The organism is Meiothermus sp. (assembly GCF_026004075.1).
GTDB lineage: Bacteria > Deinococcota > Deinococci > Deinococcales > Thermaceae > Meiothermus.
Map to the genome: position 1 here is coordinate 1703252 of NZ_BPIK01000001.1, position 20809 is coordinate 1724060.

The window sequence follows — 20809 nt, forward strand, 5'->3', positions numbered from 1 at the left end:
CGGCACGGCCCTCGATTAGTCCTCTCCAAAGGGATCGGGGGCCGATGTGCCCATGCCCAGATTCGCCAGGGCGCGGCTCAATGGGTTGTCGCTCTGGCGCAGTTTTTCAATTAACTCTGCCTGGCTCTCGGCGGCCTTCAGGGCAGCCTGGGCCGGGGTCTCACGTTTCAGTTCGGCTTTAGGGCCGCGCAGCTCCAGGGTGATGGGCTCTGCGGGCTGCGCTTTGGCCAGGACGGCATCCTGTCGCCAGCTCGGGTTGAGGTACTGCTGGCGGAAGGCCTCGGCCTGGGCAAACAACGTTTTGATGGCTGTTTTGTTTGCCCGGCGCTGCGTTTTGGCCTCCGGAGACAACGCATTTTCTGGGGCGGGGATGGCCTGACCCAGTTCCAGCAGACTGCCGCTGGGTTGCTGAATATATAGGTTAACGATCGGCTCCCCTGTCATTGGATGCTCGTATTCGAATACCACCACCGTGCGGTTCTGGTAGAGCATCAGGCTGCCGTCGGGCAGGGTGTAGCGCTGGTTCTTCCAGCGGATCTCGCCGTTGCCGGTCACGGTGCGTTCGTCACTCTCGGCGAAAATCTCCAGCAGGTCGCGCAGGTTGTACTGAATCTGGGTCTCGGCGGGAACTTCCCGCAGGAACAGTTCGGCTCGGGTATAGCCCCCGGGCAGAATCCGTGCGTGGTAGTCGTTTTGCAGCCAGTTCAGGGCCTCTTGCTTGTACTCGTCCTCCAACAGGAGCCGATTGCCCCTGCCCGGGTCAGCCTCGGGCGGGCACCCCTTCTCCCACCAGGTGCGGGTGTTCTGGATCAGCCGGGCCAGCTCCCAGTCGTTGCGCTGGCTGGCATCCTCCCCTGCATAGCCGGGGAGAGTACGCTCCCAGGCATGGAATAACTTGTGAAAATTTTCTACCTTGCCCCGGGTGTGGCTCACCCAGGCCGGGGACGTGCTGGTCTCGATGCCCAGGGTGGCCAGGCCGCGCTGGGTGGCCTCGGCGATATAGGCGGAGCCGTTGTCGTGGTATATCCGCGTGGGCTTCCCGTATATGTTCCATCCGCCGGGTTTGGGGAACAATCCCAGGATCAGGAGGCGGGTAGTGGGGCGCCGGCTTTCCTCCCGGGAGAAGACCAGGGCAGGGATGGCGCCGGTGTAGTGATCGATGCAGTCGTGGATGCGCAGGCGGAAGGCGCTGGGCTCGGTGTCTGTGGGCCGGGCGTAGCCCCACACGAACGTATCGCAGCGGGTCATGTCCATCTGCCACAGTTCATTGGGGTACGTGGCCACTACTGCGCCCGACCAGGTACGAATAAACTCCCGGCGCTCATCCTCATTCATCAGAGCGGCCCGTGTGATGGGGTTGGCCTCGAGGCGTTTTCGAATGTCGCGTACTCCCCGTACACTGAACCGCCGCTCGTAGTTTCCGTGTCTGTATATAAGGATGTTGGGGTTCGCTATCTGTAGCCAGCGGTGGATCATCCAGGCGCTGGCCTTAGGGTGGTGTAGCCACAGGCTGGTGGTAGCCTCCACCAGCTCGGTAGGAATTTGCATCGAGCCCGTGTCAGCACGGTGCGATTTGAAGAATTTGCGGGCCGACATTTTGAGCCATGCATAAACGGTTTTTGTGGATACGCTCTCATGTTTTGCGAATGCCTCGATAATCGCAGTGCGCTCGCCGCGTCGGGCCTGGGCCAGCTGCTGTCGCAGTTGCTCAATGCGCTCCCACAAAGCTCGAACCTCTGGATCAATCCGGCGCAGGTCAGGGAGCAACGGCCGATTGGCCAGGGCGCTTGGGGTTGGTTCAGCGGTATATGGGGCGTCTGTATAGTGGACGATTGCCGTCGGAGATGGCAGGATTACGTCGGTTATGGGCTCCGGTTCAGGTAGAGGATTAACAGGGGGGCCCCAGATTTGCTCGATGGTGGCGGGATCGAAATAGATTTTGCCTCGTCCACCTGCTCTACCTACCACCCGCACCCATCGAGTCCGTGGATTAGCCTTTAGCCTCAGAACAGAGTCTGCCGACTTATCCCACGCCCGAGAAACTTCATCTGTGCAGACCCAATTTTCTGGTATTTGTACGTTACCAGCATTCATTATTTTCCGCCCGTGCGATATCTTCCATCTGGCTAATAAAGGCCGTTGTAGACATATCAAACCCACGCGCTATTTTCTGCACGATGTATAACGTTGGATCTGAACCCTTCTTCCCGCTCAGTAGCTCAGAAATGTACCCAGATGATACGCCAGCTTTACGTGCCAGATGAAGCGGACGCATTTTTCGCTCATCTAACAGCTGCCTGACGGTTTGGGCAAAAGCGGTTTGGTATACACGCATTTGCGTTTAATATAGTTTCTCATGTGGGAAAATGTCAACGCCATGAACAGTAGCCAAGGCAAAAAAGGTAGGCCGCGAAAGCATCCAGTTCTCAATGGGCCCTTTAATGACTTGATCTTTGATGCGATGCGCCGTGAGGGGATTGACACATTGGATAAGTTCGCTGACAAGCATGGCATTGGTCGAACCACCTTGCGTAACTTTGTTATGGGTAGACAATCCCCAATCGGTACGTGGGTAAAACCAGAACTTACCACGCTCATTAGGCTTTCCAAGGCATTGAACGTCCCGTTATTTTATTTGCTGGAGCGTCTTTATAACGATCTCGACCATGAAATTTATATGTTTCCCTCCGCACCAGTAGTTGGGTGGGTTGGAGCTGGGCCAGGTCAAGATGAAGCTATTAGTGAAGTGGCGCTTCCACTTCCCTTGGATAGCTTTCTAAAGGGAAGTTTTGTGGCATTTGCCGTTCGCGGAAACTCTATGTGCGCCGGAAGCAAGCCGATCTGCGATGGTGACTACATTATTGTCAACAAAAGTCTGTCTGTCAGTCCCGGCCAACGTGTGGTGGCACGCTTAAAGGATGGTAGCTATGTATGCAAGCTCTACCGCGTGGATCGTACTGGTCGTTATTTAGTTAGCACCAACCCTGACTATGAAAACGGGACTCCCTCCGTTATCCCTGCCAAAGACGTAGCCGAACTGGTTGGACCAGTTGTAGAAATCCGAAAACCGGAGTAAGTATCGAGGCCGGGCCCGGGGTGATCTCACCCCACCCCCAACCGCGCCAGCAGTTCGAAGGGTTTAGCGGCAAAGCACTCTATAGCGGCGCTCAGATTGAACACCTGCCATTGCCCCGGTAGGGTTTGTACTCCCAGAAGCCCGGAGGCTCTAAAACCTCGGGGTAGTCCTCGTCGTAACAGGCAATGCCGTTTACCTCATGCACGGGTCCTGAGTATCGGCATAGCTTGCATAAATATTTGCGGTTTGATCTGCGGTTTGATCTGCGGTTTGGTCGGCTAAATCACTTTATTTTTTTAAGTGAAGCCTTTTTTTGTTTCGTATTTATCGGTGCGGTTTGCTACTATGTTCCTATATCACATTTGCGGTTTGGTTAGGCTAAAAGATTAATTTTGGCAATTTCAGTTGGTATACCAAACACCGTCGAAAAATGTTTCACGGAGGCTCAGGTTTATCTGAGGATGGGCCTGGTATAGCTGGGCATCTGGCCTGCCAATAGCCTTAGGAACGCGTTTTTTCAAACGGGCAAAGTCGCATGGCTTGGATCATCTATGCCCATTTGTACTTAGTACAAGTTTATTTTTTCAGCTCTCACCGTTTTCAAATTTTACCTTTATGTCGTTCTATTTTGAAATCGTCTCGTTTTTCACAAAGTCCCGGATGCCCCCACTTTCTTCCACCCGGTACTCGCTTTTTTTCGCGTCCCTATCGCACGTTTCCGCACGCTTCCGCATGTTCCGGTTCCGCAAACCTTCTTTGAAGCTTATCTCGTAGCAATACAAACAGCGTCTGTAACCCATGTCCTTGGCGAAGTAGGCCGAGTGGGAATCTCGCCCATTTTGAACATTCATGGTGGGAAAAAGTGGGAGACAGGTGGGAGGAAGTGGTAAAAAGTGGGGATTGCGTGGTACATTACGGTTCAGAACAGCACCTCCGGTGGGAAACGCTCGTGGGGAGACGAGTCCAAAAATCGAACCAGCACAGGAGAAGACGGGATGCCCTTCGGTGAACACCAGTATAGCCTCGATGACAAGGGTAGGGTGGTAATACCACAGCCCTTCCGCTCCTTTATCGAGGATGGGGTGGTGATTACCAGGGGCCTCGAGGGCTGCTTGTACATGTACCCCCTGCTGGCCTGGAGCAACATCGAACGTCAGCTGCAAAATGTTCCGCTGATAGACCGCGACGCCCAGGAACTGGTGCGCTTCCTGTATTCGGGAGCCCACAAAACCCAGATGGACAGCGCCTCGAGGGTGACCATCCCCCCGCCTCTGCGCAAGTTTGCCGGCCTCGAGGAGACCAACGACGCCGTGGTGGTGGGTGCGCCCACCCGCTTAGAGCTGTGGAGCGAGAGCCGCTGGTGGGCCACCATTACCAAGTTTGTAGAGAACCCCACCACCCCTGAAGCCCTGCGTGGCCTGATTGGATGAGCCCATGTATGCCTCGGATTGTGCAGCCCAACCACCCCGCCCCCTACAGCAAGGGGGTGGCTCGGTGAGCCATACCCCGGTGCTCTACCAGGAAGCCCTGGACTGGCTGGCCATTCGACCCGGTGGCGTTTACGTGGACGCCACGCTGGGCGGTGCAGGTCATACCCGAGGCATCCTCGAGCGGGGCGGGCGGGTAATCGCCTTCGACCAGGACCCCCAGGCCATTGCACGGGCCAGGGCACTGGGCCTGCCCCACCTGACGCTGGTAGAAGCCAACTTTAGCGAACTCCTTCCCCAGCTTGAAAGGCTCGGCATCGCCCAGGTAGACGGCATCCTGGCCGATCTGGGGGTCTCTAGCTTCCATTTCGACGACCCCGGGCGCGGCTTCAGCTACCAGCACGAGGGTCCGCTGGATATGCGCATGGGCACGGGCGACCTGACTGCTGCCGAGGTGGTGAATACCTTCGAGGAGGAAGAGATTGCCGATATCCTCTTCAGATACGGCGAAGAACCACGCGCGCGCCGCATCGCCCGCTTTATCGTAGAAAACCGCCCCATCAGCACCACAACCCAGCTGGCCGAGGTTATCCGCCGAGCAACCGGTTTTCGGGAAGCCGGCCATCCGGCCCGCAAAAGCTTCCAGGCCCTGCGGATTTATGTCAACGACGAGTTGGGGGCGCTACGAAAACTGCTGCAGAGTGCCGAACAGGCCCTCAAGCCCGGCGGCAGGCTGGTCATCATTAGCTTTCACTCGCTCGAAGATCGCTTAGTCAAGCACTTTTTGCGGGAATCCTCGGTTCTTCGACCTCTCACCAAAAAGCCAGTAGTACCTTCCGAGGCGGAACAGCGAGAAAACCCTCGAGCCCGTAGCGCCAAGATGCGCGTAGCCGAGCACGATGGAGGCAAAGCATGAAAACAGTATTGCGATGGGGAATAGTGTATTTGTTATTGCTAACAGGACTCACTGCACTGGGGCACTATAACCAGCAGCTCAACGCCAAATTGGCAGCCCTGCAAACACTCGAGGCCGATCTAAGGCAAAAAGAAACCAGACTGCTAATCCAGCGCTACCAGCTTACAGCCCCCCTGGCCTTGCGAACCTGGGCCGAGGCCAACGGCTACATCCCCATGAGTCTGGGTCGCTGGGTACTGCCGGAAAGGAGCCGTCCTTGAACCGCCTGGGCACCCACGAACAGGCCACCCTCAGTCGGAGCTGGGTTGTATTGTTGGCCATTACAGCTTTTGTACTGGGGCTGGGGTATGGTCTGTATATTCTGTGGCACAATGCCCCCAGCCTGACTCTGCGCCCCCCTGCCGCCCAGGTAGCACCCTTGCTACGCGGCAGTCTGGAAGCTGCCGATGGCACTCCCCTGGCCCTGAGCACTCTGGAGGACGCACGTCTGTATCCGCTGGGCCTATCGGCGTCTCAGCTCATTGGCTTTGGCGAGCGGGGCAGCGGCAAGGGGCTTTCAGGCCTCGAGTTCGACCTGGAAAAACTGCTCTCCCAGGGGCAAAGCCTTCGTCTCACCATTGACCCGCAGGTACAGGCCATCGCCGAACAGGCGCTGTGGCGGGGCCTCGAGGCCGCCAAAGCCGACTGGGGCGCAGCGGTGATTATAGAGAGCCAGACCGGCCGACTCCTGGCGGTAGCCAATGGCCCGGCCTTCGACCCCACCGCACCCCGGGGCGATATTCGCAAAGACATCGCCTGGCGCAACCACGCTTTTATGTATGCGCTCGAGCCCGGTTCAACCATCAAGCCTTTGACCGCGGCGGTACTGCTACAAGAAAAGCTGGCCCAGCTAGACACCAAAGTCTATGCCCCCATGAGCCGGCGCGTTGCAGGCTGGACGATTAACGACGTGGTCAAGCACCCCGAGACCCTCAGTCTGGCCGAGGTGCTCAAATACTCGTCCAATGTGGGCATCTCCACACTGGCTGAGCGTCTCCCGCGCCAGTCCCTGTTCAGCTATTTCCAAAAGCTACACTTCCTGGACGACGCCCTGTTTCCTCCGCTGTCCTACCAGCCGCGCATAGCAGTGCAGGTAGCGGCGCCACAGGTGCGACCAGTGCACCGCTGGGGGCCCGCCGAGTATGCCAATGCCACTTTCGGACAGGGCTTCCTGATTACCCCATTGCACCTAGCAGCCGCCTATAACACGCTGGCCAGCGACGGGGTCTACCGCCAGCCCATCCTGTTCGAGGGCAACACCTCGCAGAGCGAAGTGGTGTTCCGGCCCCAGGTGGCACGCGATATCCGAGAAGCCCTGACTAAGGGCGTCGCCGAGAATGCTAAGCTCCCGGGCTATGTGTTGGGCGGAAAAACGGGCACAGCTCAGGTGGTGGTGAACGGACGCTATAGCAGCAGTGTGTATGCAGCTCTATTCGCCGGCTTCATCCCGGCCAGTACCCCGCGCGTGACCGTGGTGGTTACGCTGTTTCATCCGAAGGGCAGCCGCATTCACGGCTCCCAGGTAGCGGCCCCCATCTACCGCGAGATAGCAGCCCAGCTTTTCGCCCTGTGGGGGATGCCTCCACAGCCACAGTTGGAACCCTCATCCAATAAGCGTAAACTGGTTGATCGATGAGTGTCTTGAGTATGTTACTGAAAGCACTCAAGTGACCTATGGTGCAGCCGAATGATCTGAAAGAACTCCGGCCCGAATGGGTCGCCCGCCTGACCGGTGGCCGGGTGCATCCCGGTACGGGGGTGGCCCACGACCTGCACTGGGACTCTCGTCAGGTTGGGCCTGGGACAGCTTTTTTTGCTCTTCCAGGGATGCAAACCCACGGACGCGAGTTTGGCCTGCAGGCCATGCAGGCCGGTGCAGCCTTTGTGGTTACCGATCTCGCACACCCCGGCGCGGTGCAGGTGACCAAGCCTGAGCGGGCTTTGCTAGCGGTAGGCCGGGCCCTGCGCGACCGATTTAGCGGTACGGTGCTGGCCGTAGGGGGTAGCTCGGGCAAAACCACCACCAAAGCGTGTCTGGCCCAGGGTTTGGCCTGGCCGGCCCCCGAGGGCAACCTCAACAACGCCCCCGGACTGGCCCGGTTCTTTTTTCATTTAGAGCAGACCGAGGGTTGTGTGGTGGAGCTGGGTATTGACCGGCTGCTGGAGATGGCCGAGCTTGCATATATGGCCCGCCCTGACTTTGCAGTGCTCACCAGCCTGGGGGTGGAGCACCTGGAGGGACTGGGAAGCCTCGAGAACGTGGTTCGGGAAGAGAGCTGGCTGCTGCATGTGAGTCCCATACGGCTGGCCAGTATTCAGGCTGCTGAGTTTCTAAATCTACCTCACCTGAAAACCTACGGTATTGGCGCGGGGGACTTCCGCGGCGAGGGGTTGGAGATGGGCCTCGAGTCTACCCGCTTCCATTTCGAGGGGCATACGGTTACCCTCCCCTACCCTGGGGTAGGGCCAGCCATGGGCGCGCTGGCTGCACTGGCCGCCGCCCGCATGCTGGAAAAGCCCCTCCCAGAGGTAATCGAGCGCTTATCTGCGCTTAAGCTACCCCCAGGCCGGATGCAGCGCCTGCGGTTGGGGGCAGTGAACTTCATTCATGATGCCTACAACGCCAATCCGCTTTCTTTCCGGGCCGGAATGGCCTTCCTGCAAACCCTGCCGGGTCGCAAGTGGCTGGTGCTGGGGCGTATGGCCGAGCTGGGTGAGGAAGCCCTGAAGCACCACCTCGAGGCCGCCCGGCTGGCCGCCCAGGTCAGTTCAAACCTAGTTTTTATCGGCCCATTTGCCCAGCAGCAAGCCGCCGAAGCCGGCGGAATCGCCCTCGAGACCATCGAAGAGGCCGTTCAGTTCCTTACCCACCGGGTACAACCCGGCGACCTGGTTTACCTGAAAGCTTCGCGCAGTGTGGGGCTCGAGCGCCTATTGGAGCTGTGGCCAGGGGAAGCCAAGGAGGGCGCATGAGGGCCGGGCTGGTGGCCTGTGGTGTGTGGCTGGCGGCCTGTGCGCCCCAGGCACAAAGTCCCGTCAACGCCGATCCCATTCTGATCGAGGGTGGGGTGGTGGAAGGGCGGGTGGTACGGGCTGCGGGGTTACAGCTGGCCTTACCCAGCCCCACCCGCTGGGTAGCCCGCAACGGCTCCACCCTTCTGGCTGCCTACCCCTTCCAGCTACTGGTCTACCACAACGGTTTTATCCAGGACAGCCTGCCCCTACCGGGCGTTCCTACCTTCGTACGGGCCAAGCCCCGGCCCCTGGTTGGCCTGGAAGACCGGCTTTTCCTGCCAGGACTGGGTACGCTGGCTTATAAAGCCAAAGATGCCCTGAGCACCTCAGAAGGGGTCTACTGGCTCAACAACGAGGGGCTTTACCTCGAGCGCCGCCTGCTGGCCGAGGGACGGTTTGACTTCTTGGCCGCCAGCGAACGCTACGTGTACGCCTTCGCCCGCGAAGCCTTGCGTCTGCCCGATTACCTCCGGGTTCCATTGCCGGCCAGTGTGCGGGCCGCTGTAGTGCTAGATGACCTTTTCGTGCTCACTCCCGAGGGCATCTACCGCCTGAGCCTGGAAGGGCTACGCCTGGGCTTCCGAGCCGGTGCGTACAAGGGCCTCGAGGCCGACGGAACATACCTGTACACCCTCGAGTCCGGCCGCCTGGTCACGCTCGGTCTTAACCTGGGGCTGGCCGGCCCCCTGCAAAACCGCGCAGGCCCCGCCGCTGGTTCGCTGCTCACCCATGCCAAGGAGGTGCCGTGAATACCCTGGCGGCCGCAGTGCTTTTGAGCTGGTTTCTGGTGGGGCTGTGGATTACCCTCATGCAGTCTTTGCGGCTCGGCAAACAGGTGCGCCTCGACGGCCCGCAAAGCCACCTGGCCAAGGCGGGAACCCCCAGCATGGGTGGGGTGGCTTTTTTGCTGGCGGCTGCAGCCACCTACGGGCTCTCGGGCGGCGATAAGTGGGCAGGGCTTTGGCTGCTGGTGCTGGGCATGGCGCTGCTGGGTCTGGCCGACGACCTGGCCGGCTCGTTGCGCCGCCCCCTCAGGGCTCGCGAGAAGCTGGTGGTGCAGGTGCTCATGAGCCTGATTTTTGCCCTGTGGGCAGCCCGCCAGGTGCAGTACACCCCCTATCCAGTACTGGATGTGCTGCTCTTTACGCTGGTGGTAATCGCGGCTTGCAACGCCTTCAATTTCACCGATGGGGTGGATGGCCTGCTGGCCAGCGTGGCAGCGGTCATTTTACTGCCCTTCCTGGGCCTGCCCACGGCCCAGGCCGCGGTGGGAGCTCTACTGGGCTTTTTGTGGCACAACGCCCCCAGGGCCACGGTGTTCATGGGCGATACCGGCAGCATGGCCCTGGGCGCTTTGGCTGCGGGGCTGTTCATCCTCGAGGGCAAGCTCTGGTGGCTACCGTTGGCGGCCCTGATACCAGTGCTCGAGGTGCTCTCAGTAATCATCCAGGTAACCTATTTTCGCCGCACCGGCAAGCGTTTCTTCCGAATGAGCCCGCTGCACCACCACTTCGAACTGTCGGGCTGGCCCGAGGGCAAGGTGGTGTTTCGCTTTGTGGTAGTAACGGCGTTGTGCACGGCGTTGGCTGTGCATCTGTGGGGAGGCCCGGTATGAGGCGGCTAGTCTATGGGCTAGGGCGTAGCGGCCTCGGGGTGCTCGGTTATCTAAAGAGGCATGGCTTTTCTGCCCACTTCTATGATGATCGGCTCAAACCCGAAGAGGTAGCCCAGGCCGAAGCGCTGGGGTTTAGCCTCGAGCCCGACCTCACCCCAGGCCACTTCCAGCAGGTGATTGCCGCCCCCGGCGTTCCCATCCAGCATCCCCGACTGGCCGCGCTCAGGGAGGGCGGGGCCGAGATCATCGGTGAGGCCGAACTGGTCTACCGGCATTCGCAAACCCCGCTCATCGGCATCACCGGCACCGCTGGCAAAACCAGCTGTACCCTGTTTACCGGCCACTTTTTGCGCGCCCTGGGCTTCAAGGCCGTGGAGGGTGGTAACATTGACCCCCCCCTGGCGAACGTGGTAGACGAAGCCGAGGTGGTCGCAGTCGAGATGAGCAGTTTTCAGCTCGAGCGCATCGTGTACTTCCGGCCCAGGGTCGCTGTGCTTTTGCTGCTGGGTGTGGATCACCTCGACCGCCATGGCAGCCTCGAGGCCTACCACGCCGCCAAGCTTAACCTCATCAAGAACCTCACCGCCCAGGATGCCCTGGTCTACAACGCCAAAGACCCCCACATTCTGGCTGGCATCGAAGGCAACCCGGCCCAGCGCTATCCCTTCGAACCCGGCGCTAGCCCCCGTGAGACCAACCTTAACGCAGCCCTGCAGGCAGCCCTGGCCTATGCCCACATTGTCCTACGCGAGCAGCCTGGCCGGGCTTGGGCGGTCGAGCCCAGCGAGCAGGGCCTGGAACCTTTCAGAGCCTTGGCGCCATGGCCTGAGGCCCGCTACGAAGTGTTTGCCCAAATGGGGGGGTTGCAGTTTATAGACGATTCCATCGCAACCCGCATAGACTCGGTACGCACCGCACTGGAAGCCGCGCCTGCTCCAGTGGCCTGGATACTGGGCGGGGTAGACAAGGGCGCACCGGTAGAGGAGCTTTTGGAGGTAGTGGAGCGCAAAGTTGGGCTGATTCTGGCAGTAGGCCAGGATGGCCCCCGCCTGGCCGCGCCCTTCCGGGGCCGGGTAGAGGTAGTGGAGATCGCCGAGCCCGACGGGCGCAAGGCCCTGCGCGAAGCGGTGCTCGAGGCCCGTCGACAGCTCAATCACGGTAGCGTGCTACTGGCTCCTCTCGCCACCTCTTTCGACCAGTTCAAGGATTATAAGGAACGCTCGAGGGTATTCAGGGAAGTGGTATTCGAGTTGGGGGGTAGACGTGGATAGTATTTTGTTGCTGGCCCAGCTTTTGCTATTCGCTCTTTCAGCCCTGGGGGTAGCTACCTCCGACTGGATGCGGGGTGCTCAGGAGCCGCACACACTGGAAAACCTGCGCAATATCGTTCTTTCGCTGGCTTTAATGCTACTGGTCTCGCGCCTACGCCCCCAATGGGCTCTGTGGGCCGCCCGGCCCGCTTTCCTTCTCTCACTGGGCCTCTTGCTAGCCAATCTAGTGGTGGGGTTTGGACCCGGCAGCGAAAAGCGCTTTATCGATCTACCCTTTACCTCGTTCAACATCCAGGCCTCGGAGCTGGCCAAGCTGGCCGTAGTGCTCTACCTGGCGGCCTTTTTCCACAACAAACCCACCGATTATCCCATCATCGGCCCCATTGTGGCTGTGAGTCTGGCCGCAGGCCTGATTGTTGTCTCGCCCGACCTCGATACAGGCTTGTTTATACTGATTTTGTCGGGCTTATTGCTAATGGTTATCGGGGTTCCCTGGCGTCGCCTGGCAGCCATTACCCTCACAGCCTGTATCCTGGCGCTCTCGGTCTCGGGGCTATACCTGCACCGCTTCGAAAAGGTGCGCGACCGCTTCGAAGGTTGGAGCACCTACGTTAGCGGGCGGGTCAACGAGCTGAGCCCAGAGGTCATCCGGGGGCCTTTGTACCAGATTACCCAGGCCCACAAAATCATTGTGAATGCAGGTCTGTTTGGGCAGGGCGTAGGTGCCCGTATGCCTAACCTGCCCGAGTCCCACAACGACTTCGTACTGGCTGCCATCATCTGGTCGGGGGGGTGGCTGGCGGGCTTTATGGTCTTGCTGGCCTGGTGGCTCATCCTGGCCCGTGGGCTCCAGATTGCTGCCAACCTAGAAGGCGCTTCCAGTGTGCTGGCCCTGGGCCTGACCCTGTATCTGGTGCTGCAGGCAGCCCTCAATATCGCCGCAGTAATAGGCACCATTCCCATTGGTGGCTCCCCCCTGCCCATGGTCAGCATGGGCGGCAACTCGATGCTAATGGCCGGAATCGCCATGGGCCTCTTGCAGGCGCTTTCGAGGGAGGCCTTCACCCAAACCAGCAAAGCTCGAGGTCAGGAGGTTACTTCATGAACGCCATTCGTATAACGCTGCAAGGAGGTGCATGGTAGTCGTTACCGGGGGCGGCACCGGCGGCCACCTGTACCCAGGGCTGGCCGCGGCCAGGGCTCTGTTAGATGCGGGCCAGCCAGTCACCTACGTGGGGGCTTTGGGGGGCCTCGAGGCCCGTGTGCTGCCCGAAAGCGGCCTGCCTTACCGGCTTATCCCAGCTGGCAAGCTCTCACGTGAGGCCCTGCGCCCGGCAGAAGGGGTCAAGGTTTTGCAAGGCCTCCAGGCTGCTCGACAGGTAGTGCGCGAGTTAAAACCCAAAGCCGTGCTCAGCATGGGCGGTTACGCAGGATTTCCGGTAGCTTTCGTGGCCGCGCTGCTGGGCATTCCCATGGTGATCCACGAGCAAAACGCCAAGCTGGGGCTGGCCAACCGCATCCTGGCCCGGCTGGCCCGCCGGGTTGCCCTCGCCACGCCTATACAACTGGAACCCCGGCTGGCCGCCAAAACCCAGGTGGTAGGTTACCCGGTGCGCGAGGAGAAACACAGCCAGGCCGAGGCTCGAGCGGCCCTGGGGTTGGATCCCACGCGCCCCACCATTCTGATTCTGGGTGGGAGCCAGGGCAGCAAGGAACTCAACGAACAACTGCCCCAGCGGCTTTACCCCCTCCTGGGCAAATGGCAGGTTCTTCACCAGTGTGGGGTGCGCTGGGAAGCTGAGCTCAAGGCCCAAGAGCGACCCCACTACTTGGTGCGGGGCTACCTAGACAGTGCGCTGGCCTGGAGCGCCGCCGACTTTGCCATCACCCGCGGGGGGGCAGGCACCATGGCAGAAGCCGCCTTCCACCAGGTACCGGTGCTGGGCGTGCCGCTACCCCGCAGCCTGGACGGGGGCGCGCAGTGGGCCAATGTGGGCTTTTATGCCGAGCGGGGCGCGGCCCGGCTGCTTTACTCCTGGGATCGGTTCGAGGCCGAGCTTAATGCTTTGCTCGACCCCTCCACGCGGGCGAATATCCGCGATAAACTCAAGAGGTTGTCGCCAGCCGGAGCAGCCGAGCGGCTGGCCCAGATTGTTTTGGAGGCGGCGTGAAGCATTATCACCTGATGGGCATTGGCGGGATTAGCATGAGCGGGCTGGCCCGCATCCTGCGCAAGGACGGGCACATGGTGAGCGGCTGCGACCACCAACCCTCCGACCTGACCCGGCAACTCGAGCGCGAAGGTATCCGGGTCTACCAGGGTCATAGCCCAGCGCATCTGGAAGGGGTGGACGTGCTGGTAGCCTCTACCGCTATCCCGGACAGCGAGCCCGAACTGGCCACCGCCCAGACCCTGGGCCTGCCGGTCTGGCGGCGGATTCAGGTGGTGGCCGAGATTCTGCGGGGCGGTTATAGCCTGGGCGTCACCGGCTCGCACGGCAAAACCAGCACCACCTCCATGCTAGCGAGCATTTTTGTGGCGGCCCAGACCGACCCCACGGTGCTGCTGGGGGCCGAGCTGGGCCTGATCGGCGGCAGCGCCAAGGTGGGCTCGGGCCGGTATCGGATTGCCGAAGTGGACGAGTCCGACCCATTGTTCCGCTTTCTGGAGCTGGATGTGGCGGTGATTACCAACCTCGAGCCCGACCACGTCTCACCCGATGGACAGGCCCGCCCCAACTACCACACCTCCTTCGAGGCCCTGCAGGATGCAGTGCGCTCCTTTGCAGGCCGGGCCCGGTACATCATCTACAACGGCGAGCCCCGCTGGCAGTTGCTGGACGCGCTCACCCAGGGCCGTCCCCGCAGCAGCTTTGGGCTTTTGGCATGCGACTGCCACGCCAAAGAGATTGCCCTCGAACCCTTCGGCAGCCGCTTCGAGCTGGTCTGGCAGGGTCAGGTGCTGGGGCCGGTGCGCCTGCAAGTCCCCGGCGAACACAACATCACCAACGCCCTGGCCGCCTCGGCGGCGGCGCTGGTGGCCGGAATCCCCTTCGAGGCCATCCAGCAGGGCCTCTACCAGTACACCGGGGCCAGCCGTCGCTTTGAAAAAGTGGGCGAGTTGAACGGGGCTTTGATCGTGGACGACTACGCCCACAACGCCACCAAGCTGTTTGCGCTGCTCAAAGCTGCCCGCAACACCGGCCTGCGCGTGCGGGCCGTCTTCCAACCCCACCGCTATGGCCGCAGCGAGCAGGAATGGCCCCTGTACGCCCAGGCCCTCGAGCAAGCCGACGAGACTCTCCTCCTCGATGTCTACGCCGCCGGGGAGGCCCCCCTCCGGCTTACCAGCGCCCAGATTGCCCAGCGCATGCTCGAGCACCTCAGCGCCAAAGGCTGCCGGGCTTCGTACCAAAGCTGGGACGATACCCTGGGCTACCTGCGCCAGAGTGCCGCACCGGGCGATCTGATCCTGACCATCGGGGCGGGCAGCGTCTCCAGGCTGGGGCGGCTGCTGGCCGAGCCAAAGGAGGCGGTATGAAGGTAGCCCGTCTGCCTCTGGCCAAGCTCACCACCATCGGGGTGGGGGGGGAGGCCGAGGTCTGGACTGTGGAAACCCTGGCCGACCTGGAAAAGGCCACCCAGGCCCCCTACCGGGTACTGGGCAACGGCTCCAACCTGCTGGTCTCGGATGACGGTGTACCCGAGCGGGTCATCCGGCTCTCGGGCGAGTTTGCCGAATGGAACCCCGATCTCTCGGGCTGGGTGGGCGCGGGCGTCCTGGTGCCCACGCTCCTGCAGGCCTCGGCCCGGCTGGGCCTGAGCGGCCTCGAGGGCCTGCATGGGGTTCCGGCCCAGGTGGGGGGCGCGGTCAAGATGAACGCCGGCACCCGCTTCGGCGAGATGGCCGACGCCCTCGAGCTCGTCGAGCTCTACCACGACGGCAGACTGCATGTGTACCACCCTTCGGAGCTGGGCTTCCGCTACCGGCATTCCGAGCTGCCCGAGGGTAGCATCGTCACCCGGGTCAAGCTGCGACTGACCCCTTCCACCCAAGAAGCCGTACAGGCCAAAATCGCCCTGGTAGATGCCGCCCGCAAGGGCCAGCCCAAAAAGAAAAGCGCGGGCTGTGCCTTCAAAAACCCCCCCGGCGACTCGGCGGGCCGTCTGATTGATGCAAACGGCCTCAAAGGAACCACCATCGGCCGGGCTATGATCAGCCTCGAGCACGGCAACTTCCTGGTCAATCTGGGTGGGGCCACCGCCGCCGAGATGTACACGCTCATCCGGAAAGTGCAGGCAGTGCTTCCGCTCGAGGTCGAGTGGGAAATTTGGGGCCAGATAGCCGTAGGTACCGAGGTGGGCCGATGAAAAACCGCATGAACACAAGTGAATGGGAAAGCGCAACAGTTAGGTTTGTGCATCCAGGCTCCCGTGCACAGCGTGCCGTACGCCCACAGGGGGGTGGACATGGTTAGAGCCCTGCTCGCGGCTTTGCTGCTGGCTACCCTGGGGGTTGGCTCGCGGGTGGTGTTGCCTGTCGAGCAGATCGAAGTGGTGGGTAACAAGCAGCTCTCCTCCACCCATATCCAAAAGATCACCGGTCTGAGACCAGGCGAACCCTGGCTTTGGGCCTGGCCCTTCAAGCTTAGGCCTTTACTGGATAACCCCTGGGTGCTTTCGGCTACCCTCGAGCGCCCTGCGCCAGGGCGGCTTCGCATTGTGCTGCAAGAGCGCAGTTCAGTTGCCAACATCCTGCTCGACAATAGGCGCCTGGGGCTGAGCCCAGATGGCGTCCTGCTGCCCGATGCCCCACCCCAAACCCCACTGCTTGTGGGTCGGGGCGAAATTCCCTTGGACGACCTGTTGCAGTTGGTTCAAACTTTCCCTGGTGCAAAGCAAATCCGCTACGATGTGGGGGGTTATCAGGTCTTGGGTGAAAGACTTAATGTCTGGGGTCGAAGCGTCAAAGAGTTGCAAGATTGGGCCAAAGTCCGCAGAATAGGCAAAAGTGACGCAAGCCCTGTACTTGCGCACCCCGCTGTTGGGTCGGATGGCCCTGTATACGTGTATTCTTGGGGGGTGAGTGCTCGCCGATGATTCTTGTAGGTTTAGACGTTGGAACCACCAAAGTGACTGCGGTCATCGGTGAACTGTCTTCGGACGGTATCCTGGACATTATTGGGGAGGGTACGGTACCTTCTCAGGGGCTCAAGCGTGGGGTGGTCACCAACCTCGAGCGCACCACCGAGTCCATCCGTCAGGCCATTTTCCAGGCCGAACGAGTGGCCGGGGTCAAAGCCGAGCAGGTCTGGGTGGGGGTGGCTGGGGCCCATGTGCGTAGCGTAACCAGCCACGGGCTGGCTGCTATCCGGCGGGGCCAGCAAATCACCGCCACCGATGTAGAACGGGCCATCGAGCAGGCCAAGGCTTATCCCTTCGAGGGCGACTATGAGCTCATCCATGCTCTACCGCTGGAGTTTCGGGTAGATGGCCAGGAGGGCATTCGCGACCCCATCGGCATGGCCGGGGTACGCCTCGAGGTTGACGTCCACCTTGTAGCTGGTAGCAAAGGCCCCCTCACCAACCTGCGCAAGGCCGTGGAGGATGCTGGCCTGGAGCTACAGGGCCTGGTGCTGCAAGCCTATGCCTCAGGACTGGCGGTACTCTCGCCCGAAGAACTCACCATGACCGTCATGCTGGTGGATATCGGTGGGGGCACCACCGATGTGGCGGTCTTCCGCCAGGGGCGGCTGGCCCACTCAGCGGTGATTCCCCTGGGCGGCGACCACGTCTCGCAGGACATCGCCAAGCTGCTGCAAATCCCGGTGGAGGAAGCCGAGCGGGTGGCCAAAAAGTACGGCGCGGCCCTGCCCGAGCTGGCCGACCCCGAGCTGGTGCTAGAGGTCAGCCAAGAAGGCTCTGCCCAGATCTCCTACCAGGCCCCCGACCTAGCCCGCATCATCCGTCCACGTCTGCGTGAAATCCTGCATCTGGCCCGCCAGAGCGTGGACGAAGCCCTGGGACCTCTGGAAATTACTGTGGGTAAGGTAATTGTAACCGGCGGCACCAGCATGGTGCGCGGTTTGGAGGAGCTGGCCCGCAAGCAGTTCAACCTGCCGGTGCGACTGGGAAAACCCATTGGCGTGCAGGGTCTGACCGACGTGGTGGCCTCCCCTACCCACGCCACCGCTGTGGGCCTGGTGCGCCACGCTGCCAGCCTGGCTGCTCAATCCCACCCTGTCCGCAGCCACCGGCCCAGTCGTAGCAAGGCCAGCCAGACCAGCAAGCCCCTGCTCAACACCGAGAGTGCCAGTGGGCTCTGGGAGCGACTCAAAGGGATGTTCAAAAACTTCTTTTAGCTTTTGTATTGGTAAAGTAGTCTAGTGCAATAACACCAGGAGAGATTATGGGTGACGTACAGATTAAAGTTATCGGCCTTGGCGGCGCAGGCAACAACGCAATCAATCGCATGATTGAATCGGGCCTGACCGGCGTTGAGTTTATTGCGGCCAATACCGACGCGCAGGTACTGGCCACCAGCCTGGCCGAAGTACGCATCCAATTGGGCGACAAGCTTACACGGGGTCTGGGTGCCGGCGCCAACCCCGAAATCGGCGAAAAGGCTGCCCAGGAGGCCGAGGAGCTGGTGAGCGAGTACCTCGAGGGCGCCGATATGGTCTTCATCACCGCAGGGATGGGCGGTGGAACCGGCACGGGCAGCGCACCTGTGGTAGCGCAAATCGCCAAGAGCCTGGGCGCTCTCACGGTTGGGGTGGTCACCCGTCCCTTCTCCTGGGAGGGCCCCCGTCGCCTGCGGGCTGCCGAAGAGGGCATCAAGCGCCTACGGGAACAGGTTGACGCCATGGTGGTCATCTCCAACGACCGACTGCTGGGGGCCCTGGACAAAAAGGTCTCGGCCAAGGATGCCTTCATGATTGCCGATCGGGTGCTCTATCACGGGGTCAAGGGCATCACCGATGTAATTAACCTGCCCGGCCAGATCAACCTCGACTTCGCCGACGTGCGCACTCTGCTCACCGGGGCTGGCCAGGTCTTGATGGGCATTGGCGCAGGCCGTGGCGAAAATAAAGTGCAAGAGGCCGCCCAGTCAGCCATCCAAAGCCCCTTGCTCGACCGCTCGGTGGACGGGGCCCGCAAGTTGCTTATCAACGTAGTGGGTGATGAGAACATCTCGCTCTTGGAAGCCAGCAGTGTGGTCGAGCAAATTCGGGAAGCCACCGGTATGGAAGACGTGGATGTACTCTACGGCCTCACCTATGACAACCGCGCCCAGGACGAAATGCGGGTAATTCTGATCGCTGCGGGTTTTAATGAGAGCGCCGTGGTCGCCAAACCCGGCGGGCGCCTACCGATGGACTTTCCCACCAGCAACGTTGACGTTGGCAACTTCGATATCCCCGCATTCATACGCTATGGTGATGGCGATTACCCACCCAAGCGAGGCAATTAGCGCCTAGGGCCGGTCAACGCCCCAAGCCCGATGATCGTTTTAGGCATCGACCCCGGTATCACCAACCTGGGCCTGGGTGTGGTGGAGCAGGTCGGAAAGCAAACCCGGATGCTGCATGCAGAGGTGGTCAAAACCACCCACGGCGAACCAGCTCCAGCCCGAGTAGGTAAGCTATACCGCGCAGTTTACCAAGCCGCCATCAACTATCGTCCCCAAGCCGTCGCTGTAGAAGAGCAGTTTTTTTACCGGCAAAACGAGCTGGCCTACAAGGTGGGCTGGGCCATGGGGGCGGTCTTTCTGGTGGCCGACCAGCTCGAGATTCCGGTCTATGGTTATGCCCCCCCCAAAGTCAAGCAAGCCCTGGTGGGCACGGGCCAGGCCGACAAACAGCAAGTGGCCTACATGGTGCGGGCCCTGCTGGGCCTGAAAAAACCCCCCACCTCCACCCACCTGGCCGATGCCCTGGCTATTGCCCTAACGCACTGCTTTTATCAAAAGCTCGCACCAGGCAAACCCGTGAGTTAAAGACCTCGCTGGATGCAGATATGAACAAAGCTGGCAGCTGGCCCGCTCTACAATGTTTGTTGCTATGAATCGTCTAATTGGCGTCATGGTCTTTGTCTTGATATGTGGTTCTGCTTTGTCGCAGGGTGTGCGCAGCCTGGGTATGGCTGGCCTGGTTTTACCCGGCCCCGAGGCCGCATACCTCAACCCAGCTTACGCGGCCTATCCCGCAGGTCAGTATGGAAGAGATCAAGGCTTCCGGCTGCCGGTGGGGCTGCTGGGCCTGTTGTTGCGCCCCGAAAGTAGCCCGCTACCTGCCTTCTCTGGTCTTTCCAATCTCACCAACGAAAACAGCCCCTTCGACCTGCTTACCTTCTACGACCAGTTCACCTACCTGAACGAATTTCTGATCAACCCCGCCTCCTCAAAAGCCTTTATCAACCCCAATACTGGATATCCCGAAATCCAGATCGAGGTTAACGCTACCGGCATCAAGATCACCGACTACCAGGGCAACCCTATACCGCTCGACCTGGGGCTGGGGAACACAAGTGGTGTAGCCAGCACCAAAGCCCTCACCCCAGCCCCACTGTTTCGGATACCGGTCTCGCTAGAAAACAATCTTTACCTCGACCTTGGCCTGTATGCTGGGGGATTTGGTCTGGGTCTTTCGCCCAACGATAACTTGCGCCAGGCCTTGCGGAACAACCAGCTTCAATCCAATACCGAGTACGCCCTAATCCTTGATACAAGCGCGCAGGCCGGCATAAGTGTAGGGTTTGGCTATGCCACCCGCCTACCCGACCTACCCATTCCCGATCTTGGGTCGGCCAGGCTGTATGTGGGCACCAGGGGTGAGGCCTTTTATGGCCTGGCTTACCTCGAGGGCAATCTGAGCATCGGGGTTCAGACCGACGCTCAGGGGCGAATCGACCCCAACCAGCCGCCGGTATACAGAGGTACAGCCTTCTACACCATCCCCGGCAGTGGCAGCGGCTTTGGCGTCCGGGCCGACCTAGGAGTGGTTATGGAAGTGCAAGGCACCACGGTGGGGCTGGGTATTCGCAACGCCCTTGGCTATACCCACTGGACCGGCACCGAGCTCCAGTGGAGCGGCTCATCCATGAACCCCACCTCGGCCCCGGGTGAGCGCAGCAGCATTGGCTTCGTACCTGCCTTCTTCCTCAACGCTGCCACGCAAGTACCCCTCGAGACCGGCTCGCTGATGGTAGGGGGCGACCTGGGTTACGAGGGTAGCCTGTACGGCCGGGTTGGCGGCGAGTACAGCTTGGGGCCCACCCGCTTGCGTGCTGGACTGGGCTTCGACAATGGCTTCCGCTTCGGACTGGGAGCAGGCTTCGTAGGCCCCGGGTTCAGTCTGGACACTGCTCTCACCACCCACCGCGCCCCCATCGTAGGCAATACTGTGTTCGGCATCGCTCTGAGCCTTGGTTTCAACTTTTGAGGTGCAC

The 20809-nt window shown here is 60.8% G+C and carries 20 protein-coding genes; 18 read left to right on the forward strand and 2 right to left on the reverse strand.

Going from position 1 to position 20809, the window contains the following annotated elements:
* Positions 1 to 15 precede the first annotated feature (15 nt).
* Positions 16 to 1548, reverse strand: coding sequence for a transposase family protein (locus Q0X18_RS08265; protein WP_297560863.1), 1533 nt, complete (start codon positions 1546 to 1548; stop codon positions 16 to 18).
* A gap of 532 nt (positions 1549 to 2080) precedes the next feature.
* Entirely contained in the window at positions 2081 to 2335 is a 255-nt protein-coding gene (locus Q0X18_RS08270; protein WP_297560867.1) for a helix-turn-helix domain-containing protein, read from the reverse strand.
* Between the two features lie 21 nt (positions 2336 to 2356).
* Between Q0X18_RS08270 and Q0X18_RS08275 the strand changes: the two genes are divergently transcribed.
* The 18 genes from Q0X18_RS08275 (at position 2357) to Q0X18_RS08360 (ending at position 20802) form a co-directional block, all read left to right on the forward strand.
* Positions 2357 to 3076, forward strand: coding sequence for a S24 family peptidase (locus tag Q0X18_RS08275; protein WP_297560875.1), 720 nt, complete (start codon positions 2357 to 2359; stop codon positions 3074 to 3076).
* 995 nt (positions 3077 to 4071) lie between these two features.
* The gene (mraZ, locus tag Q0X18_RS08280; protein ID WP_297560878.1) at positions 4072 to 4506 is read left to right on the forward strand and encodes a division/cell wall cluster transcriptional repressor MraZ; all 435 of its coding nucleotides are present in this window, start codon (positions 4072 to 4074) and stop codon (positions 4504 to 4506) included.
* Positions 4507 to 4510: 4 nt separating this feature from the next.
* Entirely contained in the window at positions 4511 to 5419 is a 909-nt protein-coding gene (rsmH, locus tag Q0X18_RS08285) for a 16S rRNA (cytosine(1402)-N(4))-methyltransferase RsmH (RefSeq protein ID WP_297560881.1), read from the forward strand.
* Positions 5416 to 5679, forward strand: coding sequence for a hypothetical protein (locus Q0X18_RS08290; protein WP_297560883.1), 264 nt, complete (start codon positions 5416 to 5418; stop codon positions 5677 to 5679). Before rsmH ends, Q0X18_RS08290 begins: the two co-directional genes overlap by 4 nt.
* The gene (locus Q0X18_RS08295) at positions 5676 to 7094 is read left to right on the forward strand and encodes a penicillin-binding protein 2 (protein WP_297560885.1); all 1419 of its coding nucleotides are present in this window, start codon (positions 5676 to 5678) and stop codon (positions 7092 to 7094) included. The genes Q0X18_RS08290 and Q0X18_RS08295 overlap by 4 nt, the downstream gene beginning before the upstream one ends.
* 38 nt (positions 7095 to 7132) lie before the next feature.
* The gene (murF, locus tag Q0X18_RS08300; RefSeq protein WP_297560888.1) at positions 7133 to 8431 is read left to right on the forward strand and encodes a UDP-N-acetylmuramoyl-tripeptide--D-alanyl-D-alanine ligase; all 1299 of its coding nucleotides are present in this window, start codon (positions 7133 to 7135) and stop codon (positions 8429 to 8431) included.
* Entirely contained in the window at positions 8428 to 9222 is a 795-nt protein-coding gene (locus Q0X18_RS08305; protein WP_297560890.1) for a hypothetical protein, read from the forward strand. The genes murF and Q0X18_RS08305 overlap by 4 nt, the downstream gene beginning before the upstream one ends.
* A 5-nt stretch (positions 9223 to 9227) precedes the next feature.
* The gene (locus Q0X18_RS08310; protein ID WP_297563045.1) at positions 9228 to 10088 is read left to right on the forward strand and encodes a phospho-N-acetylmuramoyl-pentapeptide-transferase; all 861 of its coding nucleotides are present in this window, start codon (positions 9228 to 9230) and stop codon (positions 10086 to 10088) included.
* Positions 10085 to 11359 (forward strand): UDP-N-acetylmuramoyl-L-alanine--D-glutamate ligase, encoded by a 1275-nt coding sequence (murD, locus tag Q0X18_RS08315; protein WP_297560891.1) that lies wholly within the window; start codon positions 10085 to 10087, stop codon positions 11357 to 11359. Before Q0X18_RS08310 ends, murD begins: the two co-directional genes overlap by 4 nt.
* The gene (locus Q0X18_RS08320) at positions 11352 to 12464 is read left to right on the forward strand and encodes an FtsW/RodA/SpoVE family cell cycle protein (protein WP_297560894.1); all 1113 of its coding nucleotides are present in this window, start codon (positions 11352 to 11354) and stop codon (positions 12462 to 12464) included. The genes murD and Q0X18_RS08320 overlap by 8 nt, the downstream gene beginning before the upstream one ends.
* Before the next feature lie 31 nt (positions 12465 to 12495).
* Positions 12496 to 13530: a glycosyltransferase gene (locus Q0X18_RS08325; RefSeq protein ID WP_297560896.1), complete on the forward strand. Its 1035-nt coding sequence runs from the start codon at positions 12496 to 12498 to the stop codon at positions 13528 to 13530.
* Positions 13527 to 14900, forward strand: coding sequence for a UDP-N-acetylmuramate--L-alanine ligase (gene murC, locus Q0X18_RS08330; protein ID WP_297560899.1), 1374 nt, complete (start codon positions 13527 to 13529; stop codon positions 14898 to 14900). The genes Q0X18_RS08325 and murC overlap by 4 nt, the downstream gene beginning before the upstream one ends.
* Positions 14897 to 15730, forward strand: a complete 834-nt coding sequence (locus Q0X18_RS08335; protein WP_297560902.1) for a UDP-N-acetylmuramate dehydrogenase — start codon at positions 14897 to 14899, stop codon at positions 15728 to 15730. The genes murC and Q0X18_RS08335 overlap by 4 nt, the downstream gene beginning before the upstream one ends.
* A gap of 99 nt (positions 15731 to 15829) precedes the next feature.
* Positions 15830 to 16459: an FtsQ-type POTRA domain-containing protein gene (locus Q0X18_RS08340; protein ID WP_297560905.1), complete on the forward strand. Its 630-nt coding sequence runs from the start codon at positions 15830 to 15832 to the stop codon at positions 16457 to 16459.
* Positions 16456 to 17721, forward strand: coding sequence for a cell division protein FtsA (gene ftsA, locus Q0X18_RS08345; RefSeq protein WP_297560909.1), 1266 nt, complete (start codon positions 16456 to 16458; stop codon positions 17719 to 17721). The genes Q0X18_RS08340 and ftsA overlap by 4 nt, the downstream gene beginning before the upstream one ends.
* Positions 17722 to 17768: 47 nt before the next feature.
* Entirely contained in the window at positions 17769 to 18833 is a 1065-nt protein-coding gene (ftsZ, locus tag Q0X18_RS08350) for a cell division protein FtsZ (RefSeq protein WP_297560911.1), read from the forward strand.
* A gap of 30 nt (positions 18834 to 18863) precedes the next feature.
* A complete protein-coding gene (gene ruvC, locus Q0X18_RS08355; RefSeq protein WP_297560913.1) occupies positions 18864 to 19358 on the forward strand; it encodes a crossover junction endodeoxyribonuclease RuvC in 495 nt (164 codons plus the stop codon).
* A gap of 64 nt (positions 19359 to 19422) precedes the next feature.
* The gene (locus tag Q0X18_RS08360; protein ID WP_297560915.1) at positions 19423 to 20802 is read left to right on the forward strand and encodes a TetR family transcriptional regulator; all 1380 of its coding nucleotides are present in this window, start codon (positions 19423 to 19425) and stop codon (positions 20800 to 20802) included.
* The last annotated feature ends 7 nt before the right edge of the window (positions 20803 to 20809 follow it).

Coding starts and splice junctions, on each gene's coding strand:
- murD (WP_297560891.1), top strand. CDS start 10,085: ATGAGGCGGCTAGTCTATGGGCTAGGGCGTAGCGGCCTCGGGGTGCTC.
- Q0X18_RS08270 (WP_297560867.1), bottom strand. CDS start 2,335: ATGCGTGTATACCAAACCGCTTTTGCCCAAACCGTCAGGCAGCTGTTA.
- Q0X18_RS08335 (WP_297560902.1), top strand. CDS start 14,897: ATGAAGGTAGCCCGTCTGCCTCTGGCCAAGCTCACCACCATCGGGGTG.
- Q0X18_RS08325 (WP_297560896.1), top strand. CDS start 12,496: ATGGTAGTCGTTACCGGGGGCGGCACCGGCGGCCACCTGTACCCAGGG.
- Q0X18_RS08275 (WP_297560875.1), top strand. CDS start 2,357: ATGTGGGAAAATGTCAACGCCATGAACAGTAGCCAAGGCAAAAAAGGT.
- Q0X18_RS08360 (WP_297560915.1), top strand. CDS start 19,423: ATGAATCGTCTAATTGGCGTCATGGTCTTTGTCTTGATATGTGGTTCT.
- murF (WP_297560888.1), top strand. CDS start 7,133: ATGGTGCAGCCGAATGATCTGAAAGAACTCCGGCCCGAATGGGTCGCC.
- Q0X18_RS08290 (WP_297560883.1), top strand. CDS start 5,416: ATGAAAACAGTATTGCGATGGGGAATAGTGTATTTGTTATTGCTAACA.
- mraZ (WP_297560878.1), top strand. CDS start 4,072: ATGCCCTTCGGTGAACACCAGTATAGCCTCGATGACAAGGGTAGGGTG.
- rsmH (WP_297560881.1), top strand. CDS start 4,511: ATGTATGCCTCGGATTGTGCAGCCCAACCACCCCGCCCCCTACAGCAA.
- Q0X18_RS08305 (WP_297560890.1), top strand. CDS start 8,428: ATGAGGGCCGGGCTGGTGGCCTGTGGTGTGTGGCTGGCGGCCTGTGCG.
- ftsA (WP_297560909.1), top strand. CDS start 16,456: ATGATTCTTGTAGGTTTAGACGTTGGAACCACCAAAGTGACTGCGGTC.
- ruvC (WP_297560913.1), top strand. CDS start 18,864: ATGATCGTTTTAGGCATCGACCCCGGTATCACCAACCTGGGCCTGGGT.
- Q0X18_RS08340 (WP_297560905.1), top strand. CDS start 15,830: ATGGTTAGAGCCCTGCTCGCGGCTTTGCTGCTGGCTACCCTGGGGGTT.
- Q0X18_RS08265 (WP_297560863.1), bottom strand. CDS start 1,548: ATGCAAATTCCTACCGAGCTGGTGGAGGCTACCACCAGCCTGTGGCTA.
- ftsZ (WP_297560911.1), top strand. CDS start 17,769: ATGGGTGACGTACAGATTAAAGTTATCGGCCTTGGCGGCGCAGGCAAC.